Origin of the sequence: Rhodoplanes sp. Z2-YC6860, from assembly GCF_001579845.1 — a bacterium.
Lineage (GTDB): Bacteria > Pseudomonadota > Alphaproteobacteria > Rhizobiales > Xanthobacteraceae > Z2-YC6860.
The window spans coordinates 1,091,708-1,112,320 of record NZ_CP007440.1; the positions used below are offsets into that span (position 1 = coordinate 1,091,708).

Genomic DNA, 20,613 nt, shown 5'->3' on the forward strand with positions numbered 1-20,613 from the left:
CGGTGGGCACGACGCCGCAGGCGGCTTTGCCCACCTACGAGTCGTCATTCCGTGCAATTTCCGATCGTCACGCGTCCGCCGGCGAGCTCGACCGCTTCCTCGGCGAGCTTCATGTTCGCCACTTGCTCGACGGTTGGCTTCTTGCCGGCTTCGAGGTCGCCGTTCTCGACGCTGTTGTCGATCGACCATTGGGTGCGCTTTTCGGTGAAACCGGTGTTGACCGACCAGATGCAGTTCTTGGTCTCGACATCGACGGCGTATTCGACCGCCTCCTTGGGCTTCTTGGTCGCTTCGACCATGATCGGCACCACCTTCTCCTTGTCGCGATAGATGGTGCGGTTGGCTTCGATCATCGCTGCGACGGTGTCACGAAGCAGCGCGCGGTCTTTCGCGATCCAGTCGAGGGAGGCGCCGTAGGCGTTGAACATGTAGAGCGGCATCAGGTCGACGAGATTGACCAGCGGATGCAGGCTGTCCTTCTGCTTCCTGGCGAGGAAAACGTCCTCGGGGTGCAGCGCGACGCCGTCGATCTGGCCGGCGATCAGGCCGGGCAGACGGCCCGCGGTGGGCGAGGGGATGAACTGGGCGTCACCGACGTCGAGACCCGCCGACTTCAGCACCGCGCGGCCCATGCGCCAGTTGAAGCTGCCGACGCCGCCGCCGGTCGCCGACAGGCGTTTGCCCTTCAGGTCCGATGCGGCTTTGACCTCGCCCGGCACCATGTAGGCCTGCGGCATACGCGGCGCGAGGCCCCAGATCTGCTGCACCTTGAGGCCGCGGCCGATCGATACGTCGCTGACGGAGACGATCGCGCTGCCCTGCGCCGCTGCGACCGCCGAGGTCTGCGACTGGCCGCCCTCGAACTGCACGATGTTGGCGTCAATGCAGCGCTTCTCGAAGAAGCCGAGCGCCTTCGCGATGTAAGGCGAGGTGTGCACCACGTTCGGCGGCGCGACCGAGACGCCGATGTTGATCTTGCGCATCGTGGCGCAGGGTTGAGCCGTGGCCTCGCTGGTGCAGACAGCCGCGAGCACGGCGCCGCCAAGCACGATCGCCGACGCATTGATGAAGAGTGTTCTTGGCATGGTCCCATTCCTCCCGACGACGCGATGACCGGCCGTCCGGTCGTTGCAGTGTTTTGCGCAGCATAGGAAACCGCCGGTGCCCGGCACAAGGCTCACAGCAAGCACCCGGCGTCTGGTGCGACGCCGGGTCCGTTTGCAGAAAGCAGCGGAATTCGGGATGGATCAGAAGCGGTAACGGTTCTCGTCGAAGTCGCCGCCCCAAGGCCGCTGCCATTCGGAGCGTTGCCTGCGGCGGGCCACGCCATAGGCGTAGCCGTTTTCGAACGCCGGCGCGTCGTCTTGGGAAAAGTCGTTGTCGCGATTGGTGTAACGGCCGGCCCGTTCGTTCTTGCGTGCAAGCGATTTGTGGGTCTTACGCTTCGCGGTCCGGAGCGTTTGCCGTTGTACTGCCTTCGGCGCAACGGTGACGGCTTCGCGTCCGACGGTTTCGCTTTTGGCGGGTTCGGTCGCGGCGGTTTCGAGCGCGGCGGTCTCGATCTTTGCGGGTTCGGTTTTGGCAGGTTCGGTATTGGACGGTTCAGTTCTGGACGGTTCGGTTTTCGCCGATTCTGTAACGGGAACGTCGGGCTTGGCCGCTACAGTTTCGGCAGCTTCAGGTTTGGCAACTTCGATGGCGGCCGACGTCGCGAGCGGGGGCGCTTCAACGGCTTCGGCGATCTCCGCGATATGCGGAGCGGCCGGCTTGGCCGGTTCCCGCGATGCGGTTTGCACCGGAGCCGGAGCACGCGGCCGTGGCGCCTCGGGCGCGCGTTGAGCCTGCTGAGTCCGAGCGGGCTCGGAGCGCGGCAACCCTTCGGAATTGTTGGTGAATAGCGGCCCGCGCGGCTTCAGCGTCGCGTTGGCCACGAACAGCAGCGCCAACAGAATCGCGCCGGCCGCTGCGGCAAAGCGGATAATCGTCATGGCGTTATCCCACTTTCACAGGCATCCCCTGCCTGATGCGATAATAGCGCTTCCTTGTGAATATGTAGCGAAATGCCTGCCGCCGGCGTGTGTGCCAGGTCACAGCGCAGACGCGAGTTCCAGCCGGTGCGACCGTACCGTCAGTCTTCTTGTCCCACTCTGGTCCAAGGCGCGACCCATTGCTCCGCGAGCCGCAACAGTGCGGTCAACGTGACGCCCAGGAGACCCAGCGTCACGATCGGCACGAACATGCGGTCGACCTGAAACGTCGATGCGGTGCGGACGATCAGATAGCCGATGCCGGAGATTGCGGTGTAGAGATCGGCCAGCACCATGCCGATCATGCCACGGCCCACGGCGAGCCGGATGCCGGTGACGATGAAGGGCAGGGCGCCGGGCAGCACGATATTGGACCAGAGTTGCCTTTCAGAGCAGCGGAACGCGCGGCCGACTTCAAGGAGTTTGGGATCGACCGCCTTCACGCCCTGATAGGTGTTGATCACCATCGGGAAGAAGCCGAACAGGAACAGGATGATCACCTTGGCGGTGGTCTCGTAGCCGGCCCACAGCACGATCAGGGGCACCAGAGCCACCGAGGGGATCGAGTAGAGGAACGTGATGTAGACCGTGAGGCCGACGTCGAGCACGCGAAAGCGCGCGAGCGCGAGGCCCAATAGCGTGCCGAATGCAATCGCGAGCGACAGTCCCATCAGCAGCACGAGAAGGCTCGGCCACAACGACGCCCAAAGCTCGCCGGTGACGATCATGTCGACGGCCGCGACCGCGACCTTCCACGGCGTGGTGAACAGCACCGGATCGACGTTCATCGCCGCGACCTGCCAAAGCGAAAGAAAGATCGCGAGCGACACCATGCGGATGACGAAGTTCTGCAGCGCCGCGCGGCGCCGGCGCTCGGCTGCGGCGCGCTCCGCACGCTTCTGATCGCCGAGGATGTCGGCCTGCAGGTCGGTTGCGGCGCTGTGCTCGACGGTGGTCATGCGACCTCCCGCGGGGTGCGGGTCTGCTGCGGCCGCGTGTTGTGAAGCTGCGCCCAGATGTGGGCGCGCATCTCGCCGAAGCGGGGATCGCCGCGCAGCGCGTTGGCGTCGCGCGGATGCCCGAACGGCACGTCGAGCATTTCCTTGATGCGGCCGGGGCGGGCGCTCATCACGGCGATGCGATCGCCGAGCAAGAGCGCCTCATCGATCGAATGAGTGATGAACACCATGGTCTTGCGCTCTTCCGGGCGCTCCATGAGCTGCAGCAATTCCTCCTGCAGGATCTCGCGGGTCTGCGCGTCGAGCGCCGCGAAAGGCTCGTCCATCAACAGCACCGACGGGTTCATCGCCAGCGCGCGGACGAGGCCGACGCGCTGCTGCATGCCGCCGGACAGCTGATAGGGATAGTGCTTCTCGAAGCCGGCCAGCCCGACCAGGTCCAGATAGTGCGTCACGCGCTCCTTGATGGTCGTGGCCGATGCGCCGGCCATCGCCAAACCGAACGCGGCGTTGTCATAGACGGTCTTCCAGGGCAGCAGGCCGAAGTGCTGGAACACCATGGCGACGCCGTCGGGCGGGCCTTTGACTTCCTTGCCGTCGACCGTGAGCGTGCCGGTGCTGAGCTCGGTCAGGCCCGCGATGCAGCGCAGGAAGGTGGTCTTGCCGCAGCCGCTCGGGCCCACGATGCAGAGAATCTCGTCGCGCTTGATGTCGAGCGACAATTGACGGAACGCCACCACCGTCCCGTCGAGGAACAGCTTGCTGACGTTGTCAGCGACGATGACCGAACCCACTCCCACCGTTCCACTCCCGTTTGGTGCCGCCCTTGAAGCGGGCAGTTGTTGTTGTGACCCGCACGGTGTCGCGCGGGCCCGGCCCGAATGCAAGTCCAGCATTTGGGCGAACTAGCGCCCTGCGGCGTAACCTTGCATGCCGCGAGGATTGGCGGCGGCCTTCCGGCGCGGGCCGTCTTTCGAGGCAGCAGTGAGGCGGCCTTCCGACCATTCCGGCTCGACCTCGATGATGTGGCCGCGCCGGGACAGTTCGTCGCGGGTCTCCTTCGGCACGCGCTTCTCGACCTGCAGCACGCCGGGGCGCGCGGTGCGCGGCCAGAACGAGATCGGGAAGTGCTCGGAGTGCCAGGCCGGCGCGTCGATTGCCTCCTGGAGATTCATCTTGGCGTGGACGTGGCGCAGGAAAAACTGTGTGATCCACTGGTCCTGCTGGTCGCCGCCGGGCGAGCCCCAGGCGAGATACGCTTCGCCGTCGCGCAGCGCCATGGTCGGCGACAGCGTGGTGCGCGGCCGCTTGCCGGGCGCGAGCGAGGCCGGGTGGCCTTCCTCCAGCCAGAACATCTGGCCACGGGTGCCGAGGCAGAAGCCGAGCTCGGGAATCACCGGCGAGGATTGCAGCCATCCGCCCGACGGCGTTGCCGTCACCATGTTGCCGGCCTTGTCGACGATGTCGAAATGCACGGTGTCGCCGATCACCTCGCCCATGCGGCCCACGGTCGGTTCGCCCGCGCCCATGCCGGCGACGAGCTTGGCGCCGGTCTTGAGCTTGACCAGCGCGCCGAAGCCTTCGACCGAGCCCGGCCGCAATTCGAGCGAGGCCTTGTCGGTGACGAGCTTGCGCCGCTCGGCGTTGTAGGCGTCCGACAGCAGCGTCTCGAACGGCACCTCGACGAAGTTCGGATCGCCGTAGAACTTTTCGCGGTCGGCATAAGCGAGCTTCGAGCATTCCACGACCAGATGGATGAAGTCGGGTCCGACCACGTCCATGCCGTCGAGGTTGAAGCCCTTGAGCAGAGCGAGCTGCTGCAGCGTCACCGGCCCCTGGCTCCACGACGCCTTGCACACCGTGTAGCGGCCGTAATCGTAGGTCAGCGGCGTGTCGAGCGTCGCCTGCCATTTTGCCATGTCGTCGCCGGTCAGCACGCCCTTGTGCGCGCGGCCGCTGGTGTCCATCACATCCTGGGTGCGGCAGAACCTATCGATCGCTTCGGCGACGAAGCCTTGCGACCAGACTTTGCGGGCCTTCTCGATCTGCGCGACGCGGTCGCCGCCTGCGCTCTCGGCTTCCTTGAGAACGCGCGTGTAGGTCGCGGCCAGCGTCTTGTTGGTGAACAGCGTGCCGGCCTCCGGCACCTTGCCGTTCGGCAAATAGACCGTGGCCGATGTCGTCCAATGCTCGCGGAACAGCTTCTCGACCGTCTTGATGGTGGCCTCGGCGCGCTCGACCAGTGGGTGGCCGTTTTGCGCATAGGAAATGGCCGGCGTCAGCACTTCGGCAAGCTTCATGGTGCCGTAGTCGCGGAGCAGCATCATCCAGGAGTCGAACATGCCGGGGATGCAGGCCGCGAGCAGGCCGGTGCCCGGCACCATGTCGAGGCCTTCGCTCTTGTAATGCGCAATCGTCGCGCCGGCCGGCGCCGGGCCCTGGCCGCAAATGATCTCGGGCTTCGCCTTCTTCACGTCACAGAGGATGATCGGCACGTCGCCGCCCGGGCCGTTCAGATGCGGCTCGACGATCTGCAGCGTAAAGGCGGTCGCGACCGCGGCATCGAAGGCGTTGCCGCCTCGCTCGAGGATGCCCATGCCCACGGCGGTGGCGATCCAGTGCGTCGAGGTCACGACGCCGAAGGTGCCATCGATCTCGGGCCGGGTGGTGAAGGGGTTGGGATTGACGTTGGCTGCCATGATCCGCCTGGAGTGGGTTCCGATGTGTTGCCGCACCATAGCACGGGGCGTTGCCCGTGTAGTCCCGACCGCCGCGCAGGCGGGTCATAGCCGGGGAGCATTGTTTCAGGTCTGCCGGCCGCCCTATGCTCTCGCCAACACCGATGTAAGCGGCGACGGCCGCGCCTGGGAGGTCACAATGGACATCGTGCTCTATTACGGTCCGGTCACGTGCGCGCTAGCGCCCTACATCACGCTGACCGAGGCGGGTGCCAAATTCGAAGTGCGGCCGCTGAACTTCCGCAAGGATCAGCACCGCTCGCCCGACTTCATGAAGATCAATCCCAAGCACAAGGTTCCGGTTCTGTTGATCGACGGTCAGGTGTTGACCGAGAGCGTCGCGATCCAGATGTGGATCGCACGGAACTTTCCGCAGGCGAAGCTTCTGCCTGCCGATTCCTGGCAGGAGTTGAAGGCGATTTCGATCCTGTCGTGGTGCTCGTCAGGCATCCATCCGTTCCTGGCGCGCATCAATGCGCCGCCACGGGTCTGCGACCTGCCGGATGCCGGCCCGAGCGTGCGCAGGCTTGCGTCGGAGGTGCTGTTCGAGAATTTCCAGATCGCCGACGAACTGCTCGCCGGCCGTGAATTCTTCTTCGATCATTTCACGGCGGCCGATGCGCATTTCTTCTGGTGCTTCCGCCGCGCCACGCAGTTCGAGCTTGATCTCGGCAAATTCAAAAATTGCCTGGCGCACTTCGAGCGTATCGGCAGCCGGCCGAGCGCGCAGAAGGTTCTGGCCTACGAAAAATCGATTCAGGCCGAGTTCGCCAAGGCGGCCTAGAGCATTTTCCGGCAAAGTGTGAAGCGGTTCGCCGCAGAAAATGCGACCAAACCAAAGAAGCTAGAGCGTGTCCGTTTCCGAAGGAACGGAAACGGCTCTAGCCCCGGCGACGGTATGGTTAGTCGTTCGCGTCAGACGCGCGCTGCTTTCGCCTTTACCGCCCCGTCCTGGCCAGCGAATTCACCCAGCCGACCATGCGCGACTTGGCGTTGTCGATGTCCTTCTTGGAGAAGAAGTCCTCGGGCTTCACCTTCTCGATCGGATAGACCGGCCGCAGGAAGTCCTCCTCGTAGCCGAACGGCACCGTGGCATCGATGCCAAGCCCGCCCTCGAAGCGGGTGTTCGACGCGGTCCACTGCTGGCCGGCCGCAGTCATGCGCTCGGCCGGCATGAAGGTCTGGCCGCGGCCGCCCGGGATCGGGTTGAGCAGGTCGGTCTGCGGATTGACGCGCGTGGTCAGGCACCACATCACGTCGTCCATCGAATACGGATCGACGTCCTCCGACACCGCGATCGCGAGCCGCAGGCCTTGCGAGCACGACAGCACCGCGCCGAGGAAGTTGCGCTGCCAGCCCTCGTCGATCTGGTTGCGCTTCTTGACCTGCAGGATGCAGCCGCCCCAGTCGGTCATCGAATAGGGGATCACCACGTCCTGGATGATGCCGGGCTGCAGCCGGTTGCAAAGCTCGAAGATCGTGGCTTCGCGAATGGTGGTGTCGATGTTGTGCTCGTCGAGCATGTGAACGCCGAGCGCGAACACGATCGGCTTGCTCGCGGGCTTGCGCATCGTCACCGCGGTGACGTGGAAGGTCGGCGCCTTGTAGGCCTTGCCCATGTAGCCGGCCCATTCCGGATGGAAGTGGTGGCGGCCCTGGATGCCGGAGTCTTCCGACTCCTTGGTCTCGAAGCGGCGGTCGCGCGGATTGACATAACCCTCCAGCACGATCTCGGCATCGGCCAGCGCGTAGGCATCCACCGTGCGCGCTTTCACAATGCGGACCGGCGAGCCTTGCACCGCTCCGGCGATGCCGACCTCGTCGCAGCCCTGCGGCATGATGGCGTAGCCGAAGGCCGCGCCGGCGAGCAGGGTGCAGGCCGGCGGCACACCGAAGCACATGGTGATCGGCACCGGCTGGTCGTCCTTGTAGTGCTTGTTGACCACCTGCCACATGTGCGAGCCGGGCGAGATCTGGAACGTTCCGACATTGCCCCAGCGGAAGTTCATGCGGTTGTAGCCGAGGTCCGAGCCGCCCTCGAAATAGTCGCCGGTGACGCAGCGGATGCCGGAGCCGACGGTCGCTTCGGGCTCGTAGGTCGTGTGCCGGATCGGCACCATGAATTCGTTGACGTCCTTGGGGTCCTTGATCACGACCTCCTGGCAGGGCGCCACGCTCTGCAGGATCTCCTGCGGCTTGATCGGATGCGTGATCGCGTGCGCGAGCTTGCGGGTGCGGTCGGCGTCGTCCTTCCAGCCGAACATCTTGTTGATGACGTTCATGTCGCCGAACAGGTTGGTGACCAGCCGATGGTTCGGCTTGCCCTTCACCTTGTTGAACAGCATCGGGCAGGCGCCATCGAGATGCTTCTGCAGGCCGGTGACCTCGAGATGCGGGTTGACCGGCTTATCGGTCTCGATCAGGTCGCCTTCGGCCTTGAGCCATTCCAGCGTGTCGCGGAGCGTGGTGGGCCGCGTCACGACCTTCAACTCCTTCTTGCGGACGGCTTTTTGCATGGTCGTAGCGCTCCTCGAAGCCCGGTTCCGCAGGGCCAAAACCGGTGTCATTGGCTGAATTTGGCGCACTATTGGTAACGCGCCTGCGCCTGTCAACGCAGCCGGAACGCGCAGCCCCCGCTGCGGTATGCATGGCGCGAAGCGCGGTTGCCGGCTAGCGAATACGCTCGTCAGGAGCGAAGCCATACAGCTCCGCCGGATTATCGACCAGCACGCGGGAGCGCGTCCGCGCATCTGGAATCCAGCGTTCGACCAGATCGGCCAGCTCGCCGTCGTTGGCCATGCGCTTCTTCTTCATCACGTGAGGCCAGTCGGTGCCCCAGATCAGACGCTCAGGTGCGGCCTTCACCAACGCATGGGCCGCGGCATCGACATCCTCGTAGGGAACATCGGCGCTATCGGAAATCCGGTATGGCCCGGTGAGCTTGATCCAGCAGCGGCCCTTCGCGATCAGGCGCAGCATCTCGGCGAAGGCTGCGTGCTGGGTCCAATGCTGCGCGCCGGATTTCGGATAGCCGAGATGGCCGAGCACGATGGGCACCGGGATGTCCGCGACGGCATTCGCGATGTCCTTCGCTTCGTCGACGTTGACGAGCAACTCGATATGCCAGCCGAACGGCGCGATGCGCCTGGCGATGTCGCGCAACATCGCGGCCGGCACGACGTTCTTGTCCTCGCGGCGGTCGACGACGTTGAAACGCAGCCCACGCACGCCGGCGGCATGCAGCGCTTCGATTTCGTTCTCGGACAGGGACGGCTCGGCAACCGCAACGGCGCGGACACCCGGGCCGAAGCGCCGCATCGCGTCCAGCATCGCCGTGTTGTCGGCGCCATAGACGCTCGGCTGCACCAGCACGGCGCGCCCGACACCCAGCGCACTCAGCAGCCGGCGATAGTCGTCGTAAGTCGAGTCCGGCGGCGTGTAGATGCGCTCCTTCACATAAGGAAAGCGTGTCGCTGGGCCGACGATGTGGGCATGCGTGTCGCAGGAGAGGACGGGGAACGCCGTACGTGGCCCGCGCGGATTGCGGTCCGGTGCCGCGCACAGCGGCGCAAAATCGGGAGCGGCCTCCGCCATCAATCGATCTGCGCGCCCGAGGCCTTCACCACCGCGGTCCACTTCGGGATCTCGGATGTGATGTAGTCCTCGAATTCCTTGGGCGAACTGCCGACCACGTCGACGCCGAGATCGAGCAGCGCCTTCTGAGTCGCCGGGTCCTTCAGCGCTTCGGTGGTGGCGATGTTCAACGTCTCGATGATCTCTTTTGGAGTGCCGGCCGGAGCCACAAGTCCGTGCCAGGTGGTGGCATCGAAGCCCTTGAGTCCAAGCTCGTCGACGGTCGGCAGATCGGGCAACAACGCGGTGCGTTTCAGCGTGGTGACGGCGAGCGCGCGCACCTTCTCGTTCTTGATCAGGCCGATCACCGAAGCGGAGGTTGCAAACATCATCTGCACATGACCGGCAATGACGTCCTGCAGAGCCGGCGCCGCGCCTTTGTAGGCGACGTGCACGATGTTGATCTTGGCTTCGGTCTTGAACAGCTCGCCGGCGAGGTGCGCGGCGGCGCCATGGCCCGACGAGGCAAAGTTCAGCGAGCCTGGGCTCGCCTTGGCGAGCGCGATCAGCTCGGCCATGGAGTTGGCCGGCACGCCCGGATTGACCACCAGGATGTTCGGCTGCGTGCCCACGAGGCTGATCGGCGCGAAATCCTTCTGGGCGTCGTAGCTGAGCTTTTTGTAGAGCGCCGCGTTGGTGGCAAGAATGCTGTTGTTGCCCATCAGCAATGTGTAGCCGTCGGGATCGGCATTCTTGACCTGCTCGGCTGCGATGTTGCCGCCGGCGCCGGGGCGGTTTTCGACGATGAAGGGCTGATGCAGGATTTCCTGAAGCCGCTTGGCGATGAGGCGCGACAGAACGTCACTCGGACCGCCGGGCGTAAACGCGACCACGATGGTGACAGGGCGGCTCGGGTAATCGGCCGCAGGCGCAGCACTCGACAGGACAATGGCGGACGCAACAACGGCGACAACCGCCGTCAGGTTCTTGAGTACAAATCTTCGCAGCACCGGTTCCTCCAGTACGCGCCCCAAGCGACGCGGCCCCTTTTTGGACTGTCTTACACGAAACTACAGCCGCGCCGAAACGCCACCATCAACCGCCCAGGCGCTGCCGTTCACGAAGCTTGCCCGTTCCGAAGACAGAAACGCGACCACCGCGGCGATTTCCTCTGCAGTGCCCATCCGGCCCAGCGGGATCTTGGCGACACGGGGTTTCAGCACCTCGGCTTCGGACTGGCCGGTCTTGGCCATGGCGTCGCGGATGTTCTGGTCGTGGCGTTCGGTCCGCACCGCGGTGGGCACCACGGCATTGACCAGGATGCCGTCCTTGCCGAGTTCGTTGGCGAGCGCGACGGTCAAATTCTGCACGGCCGCATTGTTGATTCCGGTCGTGATGGCACCGAGCTGCGGCGTCCAGGCCGCGCCGCCGGAGATGTTGACGATACGGCCCCATCGGCGCTCGCGCATGGCGGGCACCGCGAGCCGGATGCAGCGCACCGTGCCGCGCAGCTTGTTGTCGAAGGCGCGGTCCCAGTGCTCCTCGGTCATGGCGAAAAAGCTGCCCTGGGAGATGTTGGTGGCGTTGTTGATCAGGATGTCGAGGCGGCCGAACTCCGCGAGCGTTTTTTTGAAAAGATTCTCAACTGCGTTCACGTCGTTGAGATCGGTGGGGACGCCAGTGACGCGGCCGTTCGATTGGCTCTTGAGTTTCGCGATGGCGTCTGCATTGCGCGTGGGGTCGAGGCTCGCCACGACGACATGCGCGCCTTCTTTCAACAGTTCGGAGGAGATCGCGTAGCCGATACCGCGATTGCCGCCGGTGACGATCGCGACGCGGTCTTTCAGGCCGAGGTCCATTTGTGTTTCCGTTATTTGGCCGCTTGCTCGATCACCCTCCCCTGGAGGGGGAGGGTCGGCGAGCGAAGCTCGCCGGGGTGGGGTGAGTTTTGTTGCGCGAAGGTTCACCCCACCCCGCTCGCCTTCGCTTCGCTACGGCAAGCGACCCTCCCCCTCCAGGGGAGGGTTCGCAAGCTGTAAACGGCCGAGTGAAAAGTATCAGCCGGTGTACTCGAGAATATGCATTCCGGCGCCGGCACGGTCGATCAGATACAACCGCCCGTGCTCGTCCGTGCCGATGTCGTTCGACTGCACCGCGGGCCGGTCGCCTTCCAGCGCCGGCACGAAACAACCGACCTCTTTCGGGTGGAACGGATCGCTGACATTCACCGCGCGAAGGCCCGCGTTGAAGTAGGTCAGGAACACGATGTCCTTCCACGGCCCGTCCGCCGGCATGTGCTCCAGCACGTTGTGCGCACCATAGCGGCCCGGCCGGTCGTAATACTTCTCGCGCTCCGGCATGAAGGTCGCGATCGGCACGAGCTTGTCTTCCTTGCGTGCGTCGATCACCCACATGAATTGCGCGTCCCAGTATTTCTGCTTCGCGCGCGCCTCGTCGGTGCAGATGAGATACGGCCGGTCGCCGAGCGGCCAGCAGGTGTGGTTCGAGCCGGGGAAGGGCGGCGCCCACGACAGATGTCCGACGAGCTTCATGTTGGCGAGGTCGGAGCAATCGATCACCGAGATGCCGCCGCCCCACCACGCGCAATACATGCGGTTGCCGCGGATGGTCGGCGGGCCGTGCAAGGTGACGGCCTCCTCATGCGGCGCCGCTGCACCGAAGTCGCCTTCGCCGTCGACAGCCTTCATCCACGGCAGGCCCCACTGGCTGACCACCTCGGGCTTCAGCGGATCGGAGATGTCGAGCGTCCAGATCACGCGGCCGTTCCAGCCCGGAGCGTTGTTCGGCAGCATCGCGAGCTTGCGCTTGTTGTCGACGCCGAAGCGGTGCGGGCCGGTGCCCGGCAGATCGTAGAAGCCGACCTGCTTCGGCTCGCCGCCTTTGCTGATGTCGAAGATGAACAGACCGGTGCGGGCGTTGCGTCCCGCTTCGCCGCCTAGCCGCTCGGAGTTCACATAAAGGAAATCGCCGTCGACCACGCGGAGCTTGTGAGAATGCACGCCGGGCGGCGATTTCACCTCGGCGACCTTGCGCGGCTTGCGCGGATCGCGCACGTCGTGGACCGTGAAGCCCTCGGGACCGTTGTAGCTCGCGCTGCCCACCGCGCCCACATAGGCGAAGCCCTTGTGGATCTCGACGATCGAGCCGCCGCCCCAGGCGGCCGACGCATCATGCCCGAGCAGCTTAAAATTCTTGGATTCTTCTGGAATCTTCACTGACATCCCTATCACTCCCTAGACCCATTCTTCGCCGTGCACTTTATGCCGAACGAGCGGCGTAAACACCGGCAAAGTTGTTATGGCTGATACCGCCCGCCGATCGCGACCTTGCTGACACCGAGGCCGGGCAGCTCCCAGACGCCGGCGCCGCCCGGGTTCTGGTCGGCGTTGATGTTGACGTCGATCAGGTACGGCTTGTTCGCCGCAATGCCCTTGCGGATCGCCTCGCCGATGTCGGCGGCGCGGTCGACGCGAACGCCCTCGACGCCGGCCGAACGCGCCATCGCGGCGAAGTCCGGATTGTATGGCTTGCCGGTGTGTGGGTCCTTGAAGTCGGTCGCCAATTCGCGCCCATCCAAGTACCCGCGTTGCAACCCGCGGATCGACGCGTAGGCGTAGTTATTCCACACCACCCAGACCACAGGCAGATTGTATTCGACCGCGGTGCCGAGCACGTTGGCGTGCATGAAGAACGCGCCGTCGCCACACACCGAGACGCAAGGCCGGTCGGGCGCCGCGAGTTTCGCGCCGAGCACGCCCGCGACGCCGAAGCCCATCGCGCCGAAGCCCATGGTGCCGACAAAGGAGTCCGGCCGCCTTGGCTTGCAGAATTGCAAGAGCCAGTTGTGATGCACGCCGATGTCGCTGACCATAATGGCGTCGGCGGGCAACGCCTTGTCGATCTCGGCTGCGGCGCGCTGCGGATGGATCGGCGTCGAGTCGTCGACGAAGCCCGGCGCGATGAACCTGTTCCACTCCTGGCGCATGCCGTCGATGGTGGCGAGCCACTTCTTGCGAGAGGCCGCGACGTCGGCGACGCCTTTGCGCGTTTCGAGCTCAGCCAGCACCTGCCGGAGGAACGTGCGCAGGTCGGCCATCAGGCCGAGCGCGACCGGATAATTGCGGCCGATCTCGTCGGGATCGATATCGACGTGAATGAGCTTGGTCGGCGGGATGGTGAACGAGTAGCCGGGAATCCACGAGCTCGAAGTGCGGTCGTCGAAGCGCGCGCCCAGCGACAGCAGAACATCCGCCTGCCGGGTCGCGCCGTTCGCCTGCAGTGCGCCGCCGCGCGACACCAGGCCGAGCGAGAGCGGATGATGCGTGTCGATCGCGCCGATGCCGTTCATCGAATGCCCGACCGGGATTTGCAGCTTCTCGGCGAGCGCCAGCAGTTCAGGTGCCGCGCCGCTCAGCTTCAAGGCCTGGCCGGCCAAGATCACCGGCCGCTCCGCCTTGAGCAGCATGTCGACGGCCTGCTTCACGCCGTCGGGATCGGCGCCGCAACGCGACGAGATGTTGGCGCTCCATTCCTCCGGCTTCGGCGTCTCTTCGGCCGCGGACTCGAGGAACACGTCGAAGGGAACGTCCAACACCACCGGCCCGGGCCGGCCGGTCACCATGGTCTTCCAGGCTTGCCGCACCGCCTGCGGCACCTGCTCGCCGCGCGTCGGCTGGAACACGCGCTTGCAGATGCTGCGCACCGTGGACGGGAAGTCTGCTGCGCCCTGGCGGTACATCTCCTGGAACGCGCCGCGGTTGAACTGCGAGGTCGGCACGTTGCCGGTGACGGCGAGGAAGGGAATGGAATCGAGATACGCTCCTGCGAGCGCGATCGGCAGGTTGGCCGAGCCCGGGCCGCACGATGTAAACGTCGCGACCGGCTGGCCCTTCACCCGGTAATAGGCGTCGGCCATGAAACCGCAGACGCTCTCGTGATGCACCGAGATGGTCTTGATGTCGCTCTGCCGCTCGTGCAGCGCATCGATAAACTGAATGTTGCCGTGGCCGCAGAGGCCGAAGGCGTAGGGCACCTTCTCTCGGATCAGATAGTCGACGATGACCTGCGCGCCATTGAGGCGGTTGTCGGACGAGCGTTTCAACATTGGACCGTTTCCAGAGTTTGTTATTGTGCGAGCCGCTTCAGGGCGCGGTCGTAATACGACAGATCGAGATATTTTGCAGGGTCCGGCGTGGGCCCGCCCTCGACCTCTTGCCTGAGCTTCAGCACGTTGTCGAAGCCCTCGGTGCTGAGCTTGGCATCTGGATTGAAGCCGAAGCCCGGCTCGATCATCAGGTCGTAGCTGCGCTCGGCGAGCGAGCGCGACAGATTGCGCTTGCTCATCAAAAGGGCAATCGCCTCCTCGCGGTGCGACTTGTCGAGCACCCAGCGCAGCGACGCGACGAAGCCCGCAAGATAGCGCTCCAGCACGTCCGGGTGCGCCTTGGCCCAGGAGCGCAGCACGAACGCGCCGCCGGCTTGGTAGGGGCCGAGCAGATCAACGGTGCGGCCGAGGCTCGTCATGCCGGCTTCGATGGCCTGCGCCGAGAACGGCAGGTTCATGATCGCCGCGGCGTTGTCGCCGCCCTCCAGCATGGCCTTCAGGCGGAAGGGCCCGGCGCCGACGGCGTTGAGGCGGTAGTCGACGCCATCTTTCAAACCATGCTTGAGGAGAATTTTCTTCGCCTGCAGCGCGTAGGCGGTGTTCGGCGCGTCGGTGACCAGAGCCTTGCCGCGGATATCGGCGTAGGACTTGAGCCCCTTGCCGACGATGAACTCGTTGGTGCCGCCGTCGCCGCCCGACACGATCACCACATCGACCTTGGCGACCTCGATCATCGCGAGCGCGTTGTCGACCGCGGAATGCACCACCTCGAACTTGCCGTTCGCGAGCCCCTCGCGTTGCGCCTTGGAACTCTCGGTGAACTCGAATTCCAGCTTGATGCCCTGCTTGGCGAAGAAGCCCTTCTCGACACCCACAAAAAATGGCAGCGAGCGGGCGGTCGGAAACGTGTTCAGCCGGATCAGGTCTTCGGCTTTGGCGGAGCCCGCCAACAAAGTCAGCGCGGCAGCGGTCGCAACGCGGGTCAATGACACGGGAATGGGCCCCTGGATGGCGGTGGGAATGGTTTCAGGATAAGACACCCAACGGAGAATTTGCCGGGGCCAACGCCCACCCTAGCGGACCCGGTTTGGAATATCGAGGGAGCGGAGATCGAGAATGAGACTGGGTTACTTCACGATGCCGGTGCACCCGATCAACCGCTCCTGGTCGGAGACCCTTCAGGAGGACCGCGAGGCGATCATCCTCGCCGACAAGCTCGGTTTCTACGACGCTTTCATGGGTGAGCATCTCACCGACAAGGCCGAGAACATCACCAACAGCATGATCTTCAATGCGTCGCTGATCTCGGACACCAAGCAGATCAAGCTCGCGACCGGCACCAGCAATCTCTCGCACATGCATCCGGTGCTGGTCGCCCAGCACGCCGCGATGTTCGACCATCTCTCCAAGGGTCGCTTCATCTTCGGCGTCAGCCCCGGCGCGCTGACCTCCGACGCCGAAGCGCTCGGCATCCTGGACCACGACCGCAACAAGATGTTCGCGGAAGCAATCGACGTGATCCTGGCGATCTGGGAGCGCGATCCGCCCTATGACATCGATTTCCCGGACAACCGCTTCAAGGTCTCGACCTCACGCACCCAGGCGCTGGAGATCGGCGTGGGTTTCCTCGGCAAGCCGTACCAGCAGCCGCGGCCGGAGATTGTCGGCACCGTGGTGGCGCCGTTCTCGCCGGGTGTGGTGCTGATGGGCAAGCGCGACTTCCATCCACTGTCGGCGAACTTCCTGCTCTCGAAGCACCTGAAGTCGCACTGGGAAAACTACACCAAGGGCAAGGCCGAGGTCGGCGCGAAGTCCGACGTCAAGGACTGGCGCGTGGCGCGCACCATCTTTGTCGCCGATGACGACAAGACCGCGGAGCGCTATGGCCGCAGCGGCGCCGGAAACCCTTATGAGTTCTACTGGTCGCAGATGCTGTACAAGATGAAGCGCGGCAAGCGCACCTATGTGTTCAAGAGCCACAAGGAGCAGCCCGACGACGAGATCACGCTCGACTACGTGCTCGACAACTGCGTGATCCACGGCAGCGTCAACAAGGTGGTCGATCAGCTTCTGGCGCTGCGGGAGGAGATCGGCGACTTCGGCGAGATCGTCTATGCCGGCATGGACTGGGCCGATCCCGCGTTGGCCAAGCGTTCGATGCAGCTGATGGCCGAGCAGGTGCTGCCGCGCGTCAACGCGGCGATCGGCAAATCGGCGGCAGCTTAAGGTGGCCCAGACTTAAGTCTAAGAAATCCGTACGTACACGTACAAACGCGGCCTAAATGGCCGCGTTTTCGTTTTGCATGCCATGAGCGATCGCGCTTGTTCGCGTCGCGGGCCTTGCAATGGAACTTGCCACGATTATGTCGCAGTTTGTGGGAAGGGCGACCCCACGCGAGAAAGCCCGCGTTCAGCGGGCCTACCGGCAACATGTGTGCCGGCTAAAGGCGACGCCAATGTTCAAACATCATCTCTGGCTGCTGCTGATTCCGTTCATCGGGCTCCTCTGGGTCCCGTTCTACAATTTCCACGATCCGGTCCTGTTCGGCTTTCCGTTCTTTTACTGGTACCAGCTCGCCTGGGTGCCGGTGACGGCGCTCCTCACTTTCATCGCGTATCGGAGCTTCCCCGATGAAGAGTGAGATCAACGTCACCGCATTGTCGGTGTTTGTGTTCTTCTTCGCCCTCGTCACCGTGATGGGCTTCGTCGCCGCCCGCTGGCGCAGGCCCAAGACGCTCGCGCATCTTGACGAGTGGGGGCTGGGCGGCCGCCAGTTCGGCACCTGGATCACGTGGTTTCTGGTCGGCGGTGATTTCTACACCGCCTACACGGTGATCGCCGTGCCGGCGCTCGTCTATTCGGTCGGCGCCTACGGCTTCTTCGCGCTGCCTTACACCATCATCGTCTATCCGTTCGTGTTCTGGGTGATGCCGAAGCTCTGGCGCGTCGCCAAGGACACCGGCGCCGTCACCGCGGCCGATGTGGTGCGCGGCCGCTACGGATCGCGCACGCTCGAGTCTGCCATCGCCGTCACCGGCGTGGTCGCGACCATGCCCTACATCGCGCTGCAACTGATCGGCATGGCGGCTGCCATCAAGGCGCTCGGCCTCACCGGCGAATTCCCGCTGATCGCGGCGTTCGTCGTGCTTGCGCTGTACACCTATTCGTCGGGCTTGCGCGCACCCGCGCTGATCGCTTTCGTCAAGGACATCATGATCTACATCGCGGTGATCGCCGCAGTCGGGCTCATCCCGAGCCAGCTCGGCGGATATGGCGCTGTGTTCGATGCGGCCGACGCGGCGTTCAAGGCCAAGGGCTCCGGCTCGATCCTGCTCGCGCCGAACCAGTACGTGGCTTACGCCTCGCTCGCGTTCGGCTCCGCACTCGCGGCCTTCATGTATCCCCACACGCTGACCGGCATCTTCGCGAGCCGCAGCGGTCGCACCATCCGCAAGAACGCCGTGCTGCTGCCGGCCTACACGCTGATGCTTGGGCTCCTCGCGCTGCTCGGCTACATGGGCCACGCCGCGCATCTGAAGCTTGGCAGCAACAACGACGTCGTGCCGGCGCTGTTTCAGACGCTGTTCCCGAGCTGGTTCGCAGGCTTTGCTTTCGCCGCGATCGCGATCGGCGCGCTGGTGCCGGCCGCGGTGATGAGCATTGGCGCTGCCAATCTGTTCACGCGCAATTTCTGGAAGGCCTATGTCAATCCGCAGGCCACCCATGAGGGAGAGGCGCAGGTCGCCAAGATTGCTTCGCTGGTGGTGAAGGTCGGCGCGTTGCTCGTCATCCTTTATCTGCCGACGCAGTTCGCGCTCGATCTGCAGCTCCTCGGCGGCTTGTGGATTCTGCAAACCCTGCCGGCGCTGGTCTTCGGCCTGTTCACCGGCTGGTTCACGGCGCCGGCGCTGCTGACGGGCTGGGCCGTGGGCCTGCTGGGCGGCACCTGGCTCGCCTGGTCCGACGGGTTGAAACCGCTCCACGCCCTTGCGCTCGGCGATCTGCATTTTACCGCCTATACCGGGCTGATCGCGCTCATTGCCAATATCGTGGTGGCGGTCGTGGTCAATGCCGCGGCGCGGCCCGCCATGCAGGTGAAATCCCCGGTGAATCCCTGACTATTCGTTCATGAAACCGATCCGTCCGGCTGCGAATTAATCCTCCATTGTGGGAGGTGCGTATGACCGACCCGGACCGAATCCCCGGCGACCACCGCCCCAGCAAAGCCTTGTGGGTCGCGCTGGGCCTGATGGCACTGATCGTGGTGGGCGGACTGGCCTATGGTCTGTCCTATCCGACGATTTACGCGTCGAATCCGCCACAAACCACGGGGACCGGGGGCGAGCATGCCCGCCCCAACCACCCGCTGTAACCCGATGGTGACGATACCGTGACATTGATTGGTCACGGGACTGCCCTACGATTGCCGTCCCAAGCGATGCAACGGGAGGGATGGCATGCGGTATGTCGCGATCGTGGCGAGTCTCATCGGCACGGTGCTGTTCGGCCTCCTGGTCCTCGCCAGCAAACTCTTCGTCATACCGTTCGCGGTTTGCGCCGTGCTCGTCATCATCGGCGTGATCGACATGATGCAGACCAAGCACAGCCTGCGCCGCAACTATCCGATCCTGGCCAATATTCGCTTCATTCTGGAGAAGGTCCGGCCGGAAATTCGCCAGTACTTTCTCGAAAGCGACACCGACGGCACGCCGTTCAACCGCAACAAGCGCGCCATCGTCTATCAGCGTGCGAAGGGCCAGCTCGACAAGCGGCCGTTCGGCACCCAGCAGGACGTCTACGGCGACCAGTTCGAGTGGATCAATCATTCGCTGGTGCCGATCCCGCCGACGCAGCACGACTTCCGCGTCACCGTCGGTGGCCCGGATTGCAAGCAGCCTTACTCGCTGTCGATGTTCAACGTCTCGGCGATGAGCTTCGGTGCGCTGAGCGCCAATGCCATTCGCGCGCTGAACAAGGGCGCCAGGCTCGGCAACTTCGCTCATGACACCGGCGAGGGCGGTTACAGCCGCTATCACCGCGAGTTTGGCGGCGACATCATCTGGGAGCTCGGCTCCGGCTATTTCGGCTGCCGCAACGCCGACGGCACGTTCTGCGCCGAGGACTTCGCCAAGCAGGCCGCCGATCCGCAAGTGAAGATGATCGAGATCAAGCTGTCGCAGGGCGCTAAGCCCGGCCATGGCGGCGTGCTGCCGGGTCCGAAGGTGACGCCGGAAATCTCCGACGCCCGCGGCGTGCCCGTTGGCGTGGACTGCGTCTCGCCGGCGCGGCATTCGGCGTTCTCGACGCCGCTCGAGATGGTGCACTTCATCGCGAAGCTGCGTGAGCTGTCGAACGGCAAGCCGGTCGGCTTCAAGCTCTGCATCGGCCATCCGTGGGAATTCATGGGCATCTGCAAGGCGATGCTGCAGACCGGCATCAAGCCGGACTTCATCGTCATCGACGGCAAGGAGGGCGGCACCGGCGCGGCGCCCTTGGAGTTCGTCGATCACATCGGCACGCCGATGCGCGACGGTCTGATGTTCGCGCACAATTGCCTGGTCGGAGCTGGCCTGCGCGACACCATCAAGCTTGGCGTTGCCGGCCGCATCGTCACCGGCTTCGACATGGCGCGCGTGCTGGCGCTTGGGGCCGACTGGTGCAACGCCGCGCGCGGCTTCATGTTCGCGCTGGGCTGCGTGCAGGCGCAGTCCTGCCACACCGACCACTGCCCGTCAGGCGTCGCAACGCAGAATCCGCTGCGTCAGAAGGCGCTGGTGGTTGAGGACAAGGCTGGGCGGGTGCGGCGCTTTCACGACAACACGCTGGAGGCGTTGTCGGAGCTCGTCGGCGCGGCGGGCCTCGCGCATCCCAAGGACCTCACGCCGATGCATCTTCTCAAGCGCGTATCGGCGCACGAGGTGAAGAGCTTCGCGGAGATCTACACGTTCTTGGCCGACCGCGAGCTCTTGGCCGGCAGCGCGCGCACGTTCTACGCCCACGCCTGGAACCTCGCGCATGTGAACAGCTTCACCCGGCTGCCGGAGGTGAAGGCCGCGGCCGAGGCGCAAGGGCAGGCGGCTTAACCGGTTTCTCCGTCTTTCCGGGGCGTGCCCGCCAGCGCGTCTACGCGCGTTTTCGACGCGCTATGGGCGCGAACCTGGAATCCAGTTCAGAAAAGAATCTTTATGCG

General features: G+C 64.5%; 18 protein-coding genes. 6 read left to right on the forward strand and 12 right to left on the reverse strand.

Annotated elements, in window-relative coordinates:
• Positions 1-44: 44 nt before the first annotated feature.
• The 5 genes from RHPLAN_RS05030 to RHPLAN_RS05050 form a co-directional block, all read right to left on the reverse strand.
• Positions 45-1,085, reverse strand: a complete 1,041-nt coding sequence (locus RHPLAN_RS05030; RefSeq protein ID WP_068014397.1) for an ABC transporter substrate-binding protein — start codon at positions 1,083-1,085, stop codon at positions 45-47.
• Between the two features lie 162 nt (positions 1,086-1,247).
• Positions 1,248-1,946, reverse strand: a complete 699-nt coding sequence (locus RHPLAN_RS05035; protein ID WP_157100069.1) for a hypothetical protein — start codon at positions 1,944-1,946, stop codon at positions 1,248-1,250.
• A 182-nt stretch (positions 1,947-2,128) separates the two neighbouring features.
• Positions 2,129-2,986, reverse strand: coding sequence for an ABC transporter permease (locus tag RHPLAN_RS05040; protein WP_068014399.1), 858 nt, complete (start codon positions 2,984-2,986; stop codon positions 2,129-2,131).
• Positions 2,983-3,780, reverse strand: coding sequence for an ABC transporter ATP-binding protein (locus RHPLAN_RS05045; protein WP_068014401.1), 798 nt, complete (start codon positions 3,778-3,780; stop codon positions 2,983-2,985). The genes RHPLAN_RS05040 and RHPLAN_RS05045 overlap by 4 nt, the downstream gene beginning before the upstream one ends.
• A 111-nt stretch (positions 3,781-3,891) precedes the next feature.
• Positions 3,892-5,685, reverse strand: coding sequence for a gamma-glutamyltransferase family protein (locus RHPLAN_RS05050; RefSeq protein ID WP_068014403.1), 1,794 nt, complete (start codon positions 5,683-5,685; stop codon positions 3,892-3,894).
• 178 nt (positions 5,686-5,863) lie between these two features.
• Between RHPLAN_RS05050 and RHPLAN_RS05055 the strand changes: the two genes are divergently transcribed.
• Positions 5,864-6,508: a glutathione S-transferase family protein gene (locus RHPLAN_RS05055; RefSeq protein ID WP_198164720.1), complete on the forward strand. Its 645-nt coding sequence runs from the start codon at positions 5,864-5,866 to the stop codon at positions 6,506-6,508.
• 154 nt (positions 6,509-6,662) lie between these two features.
• Here the strand turns inward: RHPLAN_RS05055 and RHPLAN_RS05060 are convergent, their stop codons facing one another.
• The 7 genes from RHPLAN_RS05060 to RHPLAN_RS05090 all read right to left on the reverse strand — a co-directional run bounded on the left by RHPLAN_RS05060 (position 6,663) and on the right by RHPLAN_RS05090 (position 15,414).
• A complete protein-coding gene (locus tag RHPLAN_RS05060; protein WP_068014406.1) occupies positions 6,663-8,240 on the reverse strand; it encodes a UbiD family decarboxylase in 1,578 nt (525 codons plus the stop codon).
• Between the two features lie 154 nt (positions 8,241-8,394).
• Positions 8,395-9,318 (reverse strand): amidohydrolase family protein, encoded by a 924-nt coding sequence (locus RHPLAN_RS05065; RefSeq protein ID WP_068014408.1) that lies wholly within the window; start codon positions 9,316-9,318, stop codon positions 8,395-8,397.
• Entirely contained in the window at positions 9,318-10,307 is a 990-nt protein-coding gene (locus RHPLAN_RS05070) for a Bug family tripartite tricarboxylate transporter substrate binding protein (protein ID WP_157100070.1), read from the reverse strand. The genes RHPLAN_RS05065 and RHPLAN_RS05070 overlap by 1 nt, the downstream gene beginning before the upstream one ends.
• Before the next feature lie 60 nt (positions 10,308-10,367).
• The gene (locus RHPLAN_RS05075; protein ID WP_068014410.1) at positions 10,368-11,156 is read right to left on the reverse strand and encodes an SDR family NAD(P)-dependent oxidoreductase; all 789 of its coding nucleotides are present in this window, start codon (positions 11,154-11,156) and stop codon (positions 10,368-10,370) included.
• A 198-nt stretch (positions 11,157-11,354) separates the two neighbouring features.
• Positions 11,355-12,539, reverse strand: coding sequence for an LVIVD repeat-containing protein (locus tag RHPLAN_RS05080; RefSeq protein ID WP_068014412.1), 1,185 nt, complete (start codon positions 12,537-12,539; stop codon positions 11,355-11,357).
• Between the two features lie 74 nt (positions 12,540-12,613).
• The gene (locus RHPLAN_RS05085; RefSeq protein ID WP_068014414.1) at positions 12,614-14,422 is read right to left on the reverse strand and encodes a thiamine pyrophosphate-binding protein; all 1,809 of its coding nucleotides are present in this window, start codon (positions 14,420-14,422) and stop codon (positions 12,614-12,616) included.
• A 20-nt stretch (positions 14,423-14,442) separates the two neighbouring features.
• The gene (locus tag RHPLAN_RS05090; RefSeq protein ID WP_198164721.1) at positions 14,443-15,414 is read right to left on the reverse strand and encodes an ABC transporter substrate-binding protein; all 972 of its coding nucleotides are present in this window, start codon (positions 15,412-15,414) and stop codon (positions 14,443-14,445) included.
• A 124-nt stretch (positions 15,415-15,538) separates the two neighbouring features.
• Between RHPLAN_RS05090 and RHPLAN_RS05095 the strand changes: the two genes are divergently transcribed.
• From RHPLAN_RS05095 to RHPLAN_RS05115, 5 genes are all read left to right on the forward strand, one after another.
• The gene (locus tag RHPLAN_RS05095) at positions 15,539-16,648 is read left to right on the forward strand and encodes an LLM class flavin-dependent oxidoreductase (RefSeq protein ID WP_068014419.1); all 1,110 of its coding nucleotides are present in this window, start codon (positions 15,539-15,541) and stop codon (positions 16,646-16,648) included.
• 230 nt (positions 16,649-16,878) lie between these two features.
• Positions 16,879-17,064, forward strand: a complete 186-nt coding sequence (locus tag RHPLAN_RS05100; protein ID WP_068014421.1) for a DUF3311 domain-containing protein — start codon at positions 16,879-16,881, stop codon at positions 17,062-17,064.
• Positions 17,054-18,541 carry a monocarboxylate uptake permease MctP gene (mctP, locus tag RHPLAN_RS05105; RefSeq protein WP_068014423.1) on the forward strand — a complete coding sequence of 496 codons (1,488 nt, stop codon included), beginning with the start codon at positions 17,054-17,056 and terminating at the stop codon, positions 18,539-18,541. Before RHPLAN_RS05100 ends, mctP begins: the two co-directional genes overlap by 11 nt.
• A 62-nt stretch (positions 18,542-18,603) precedes the next feature.
• Entirely contained in the window at positions 18,604-18,795 is a 192-nt protein-coding gene (locus RHPLAN_RS05110; protein ID WP_068014425.1) for a hypothetical protein, read from the forward strand.
• An 85-nt stretch (positions 18,796-18,880) separates the two neighbouring features.
• Entirely contained in the window at positions 18,881-20,506 is a 1,626-nt protein-coding gene (locus RHPLAN_RS05115) for an FMN-binding glutamate synthase family protein (RefSeq protein WP_068014428.1), read from the forward strand.
• The last annotated feature ends 107 nt before the right edge of the window (positions 20,507-20,613 follow it).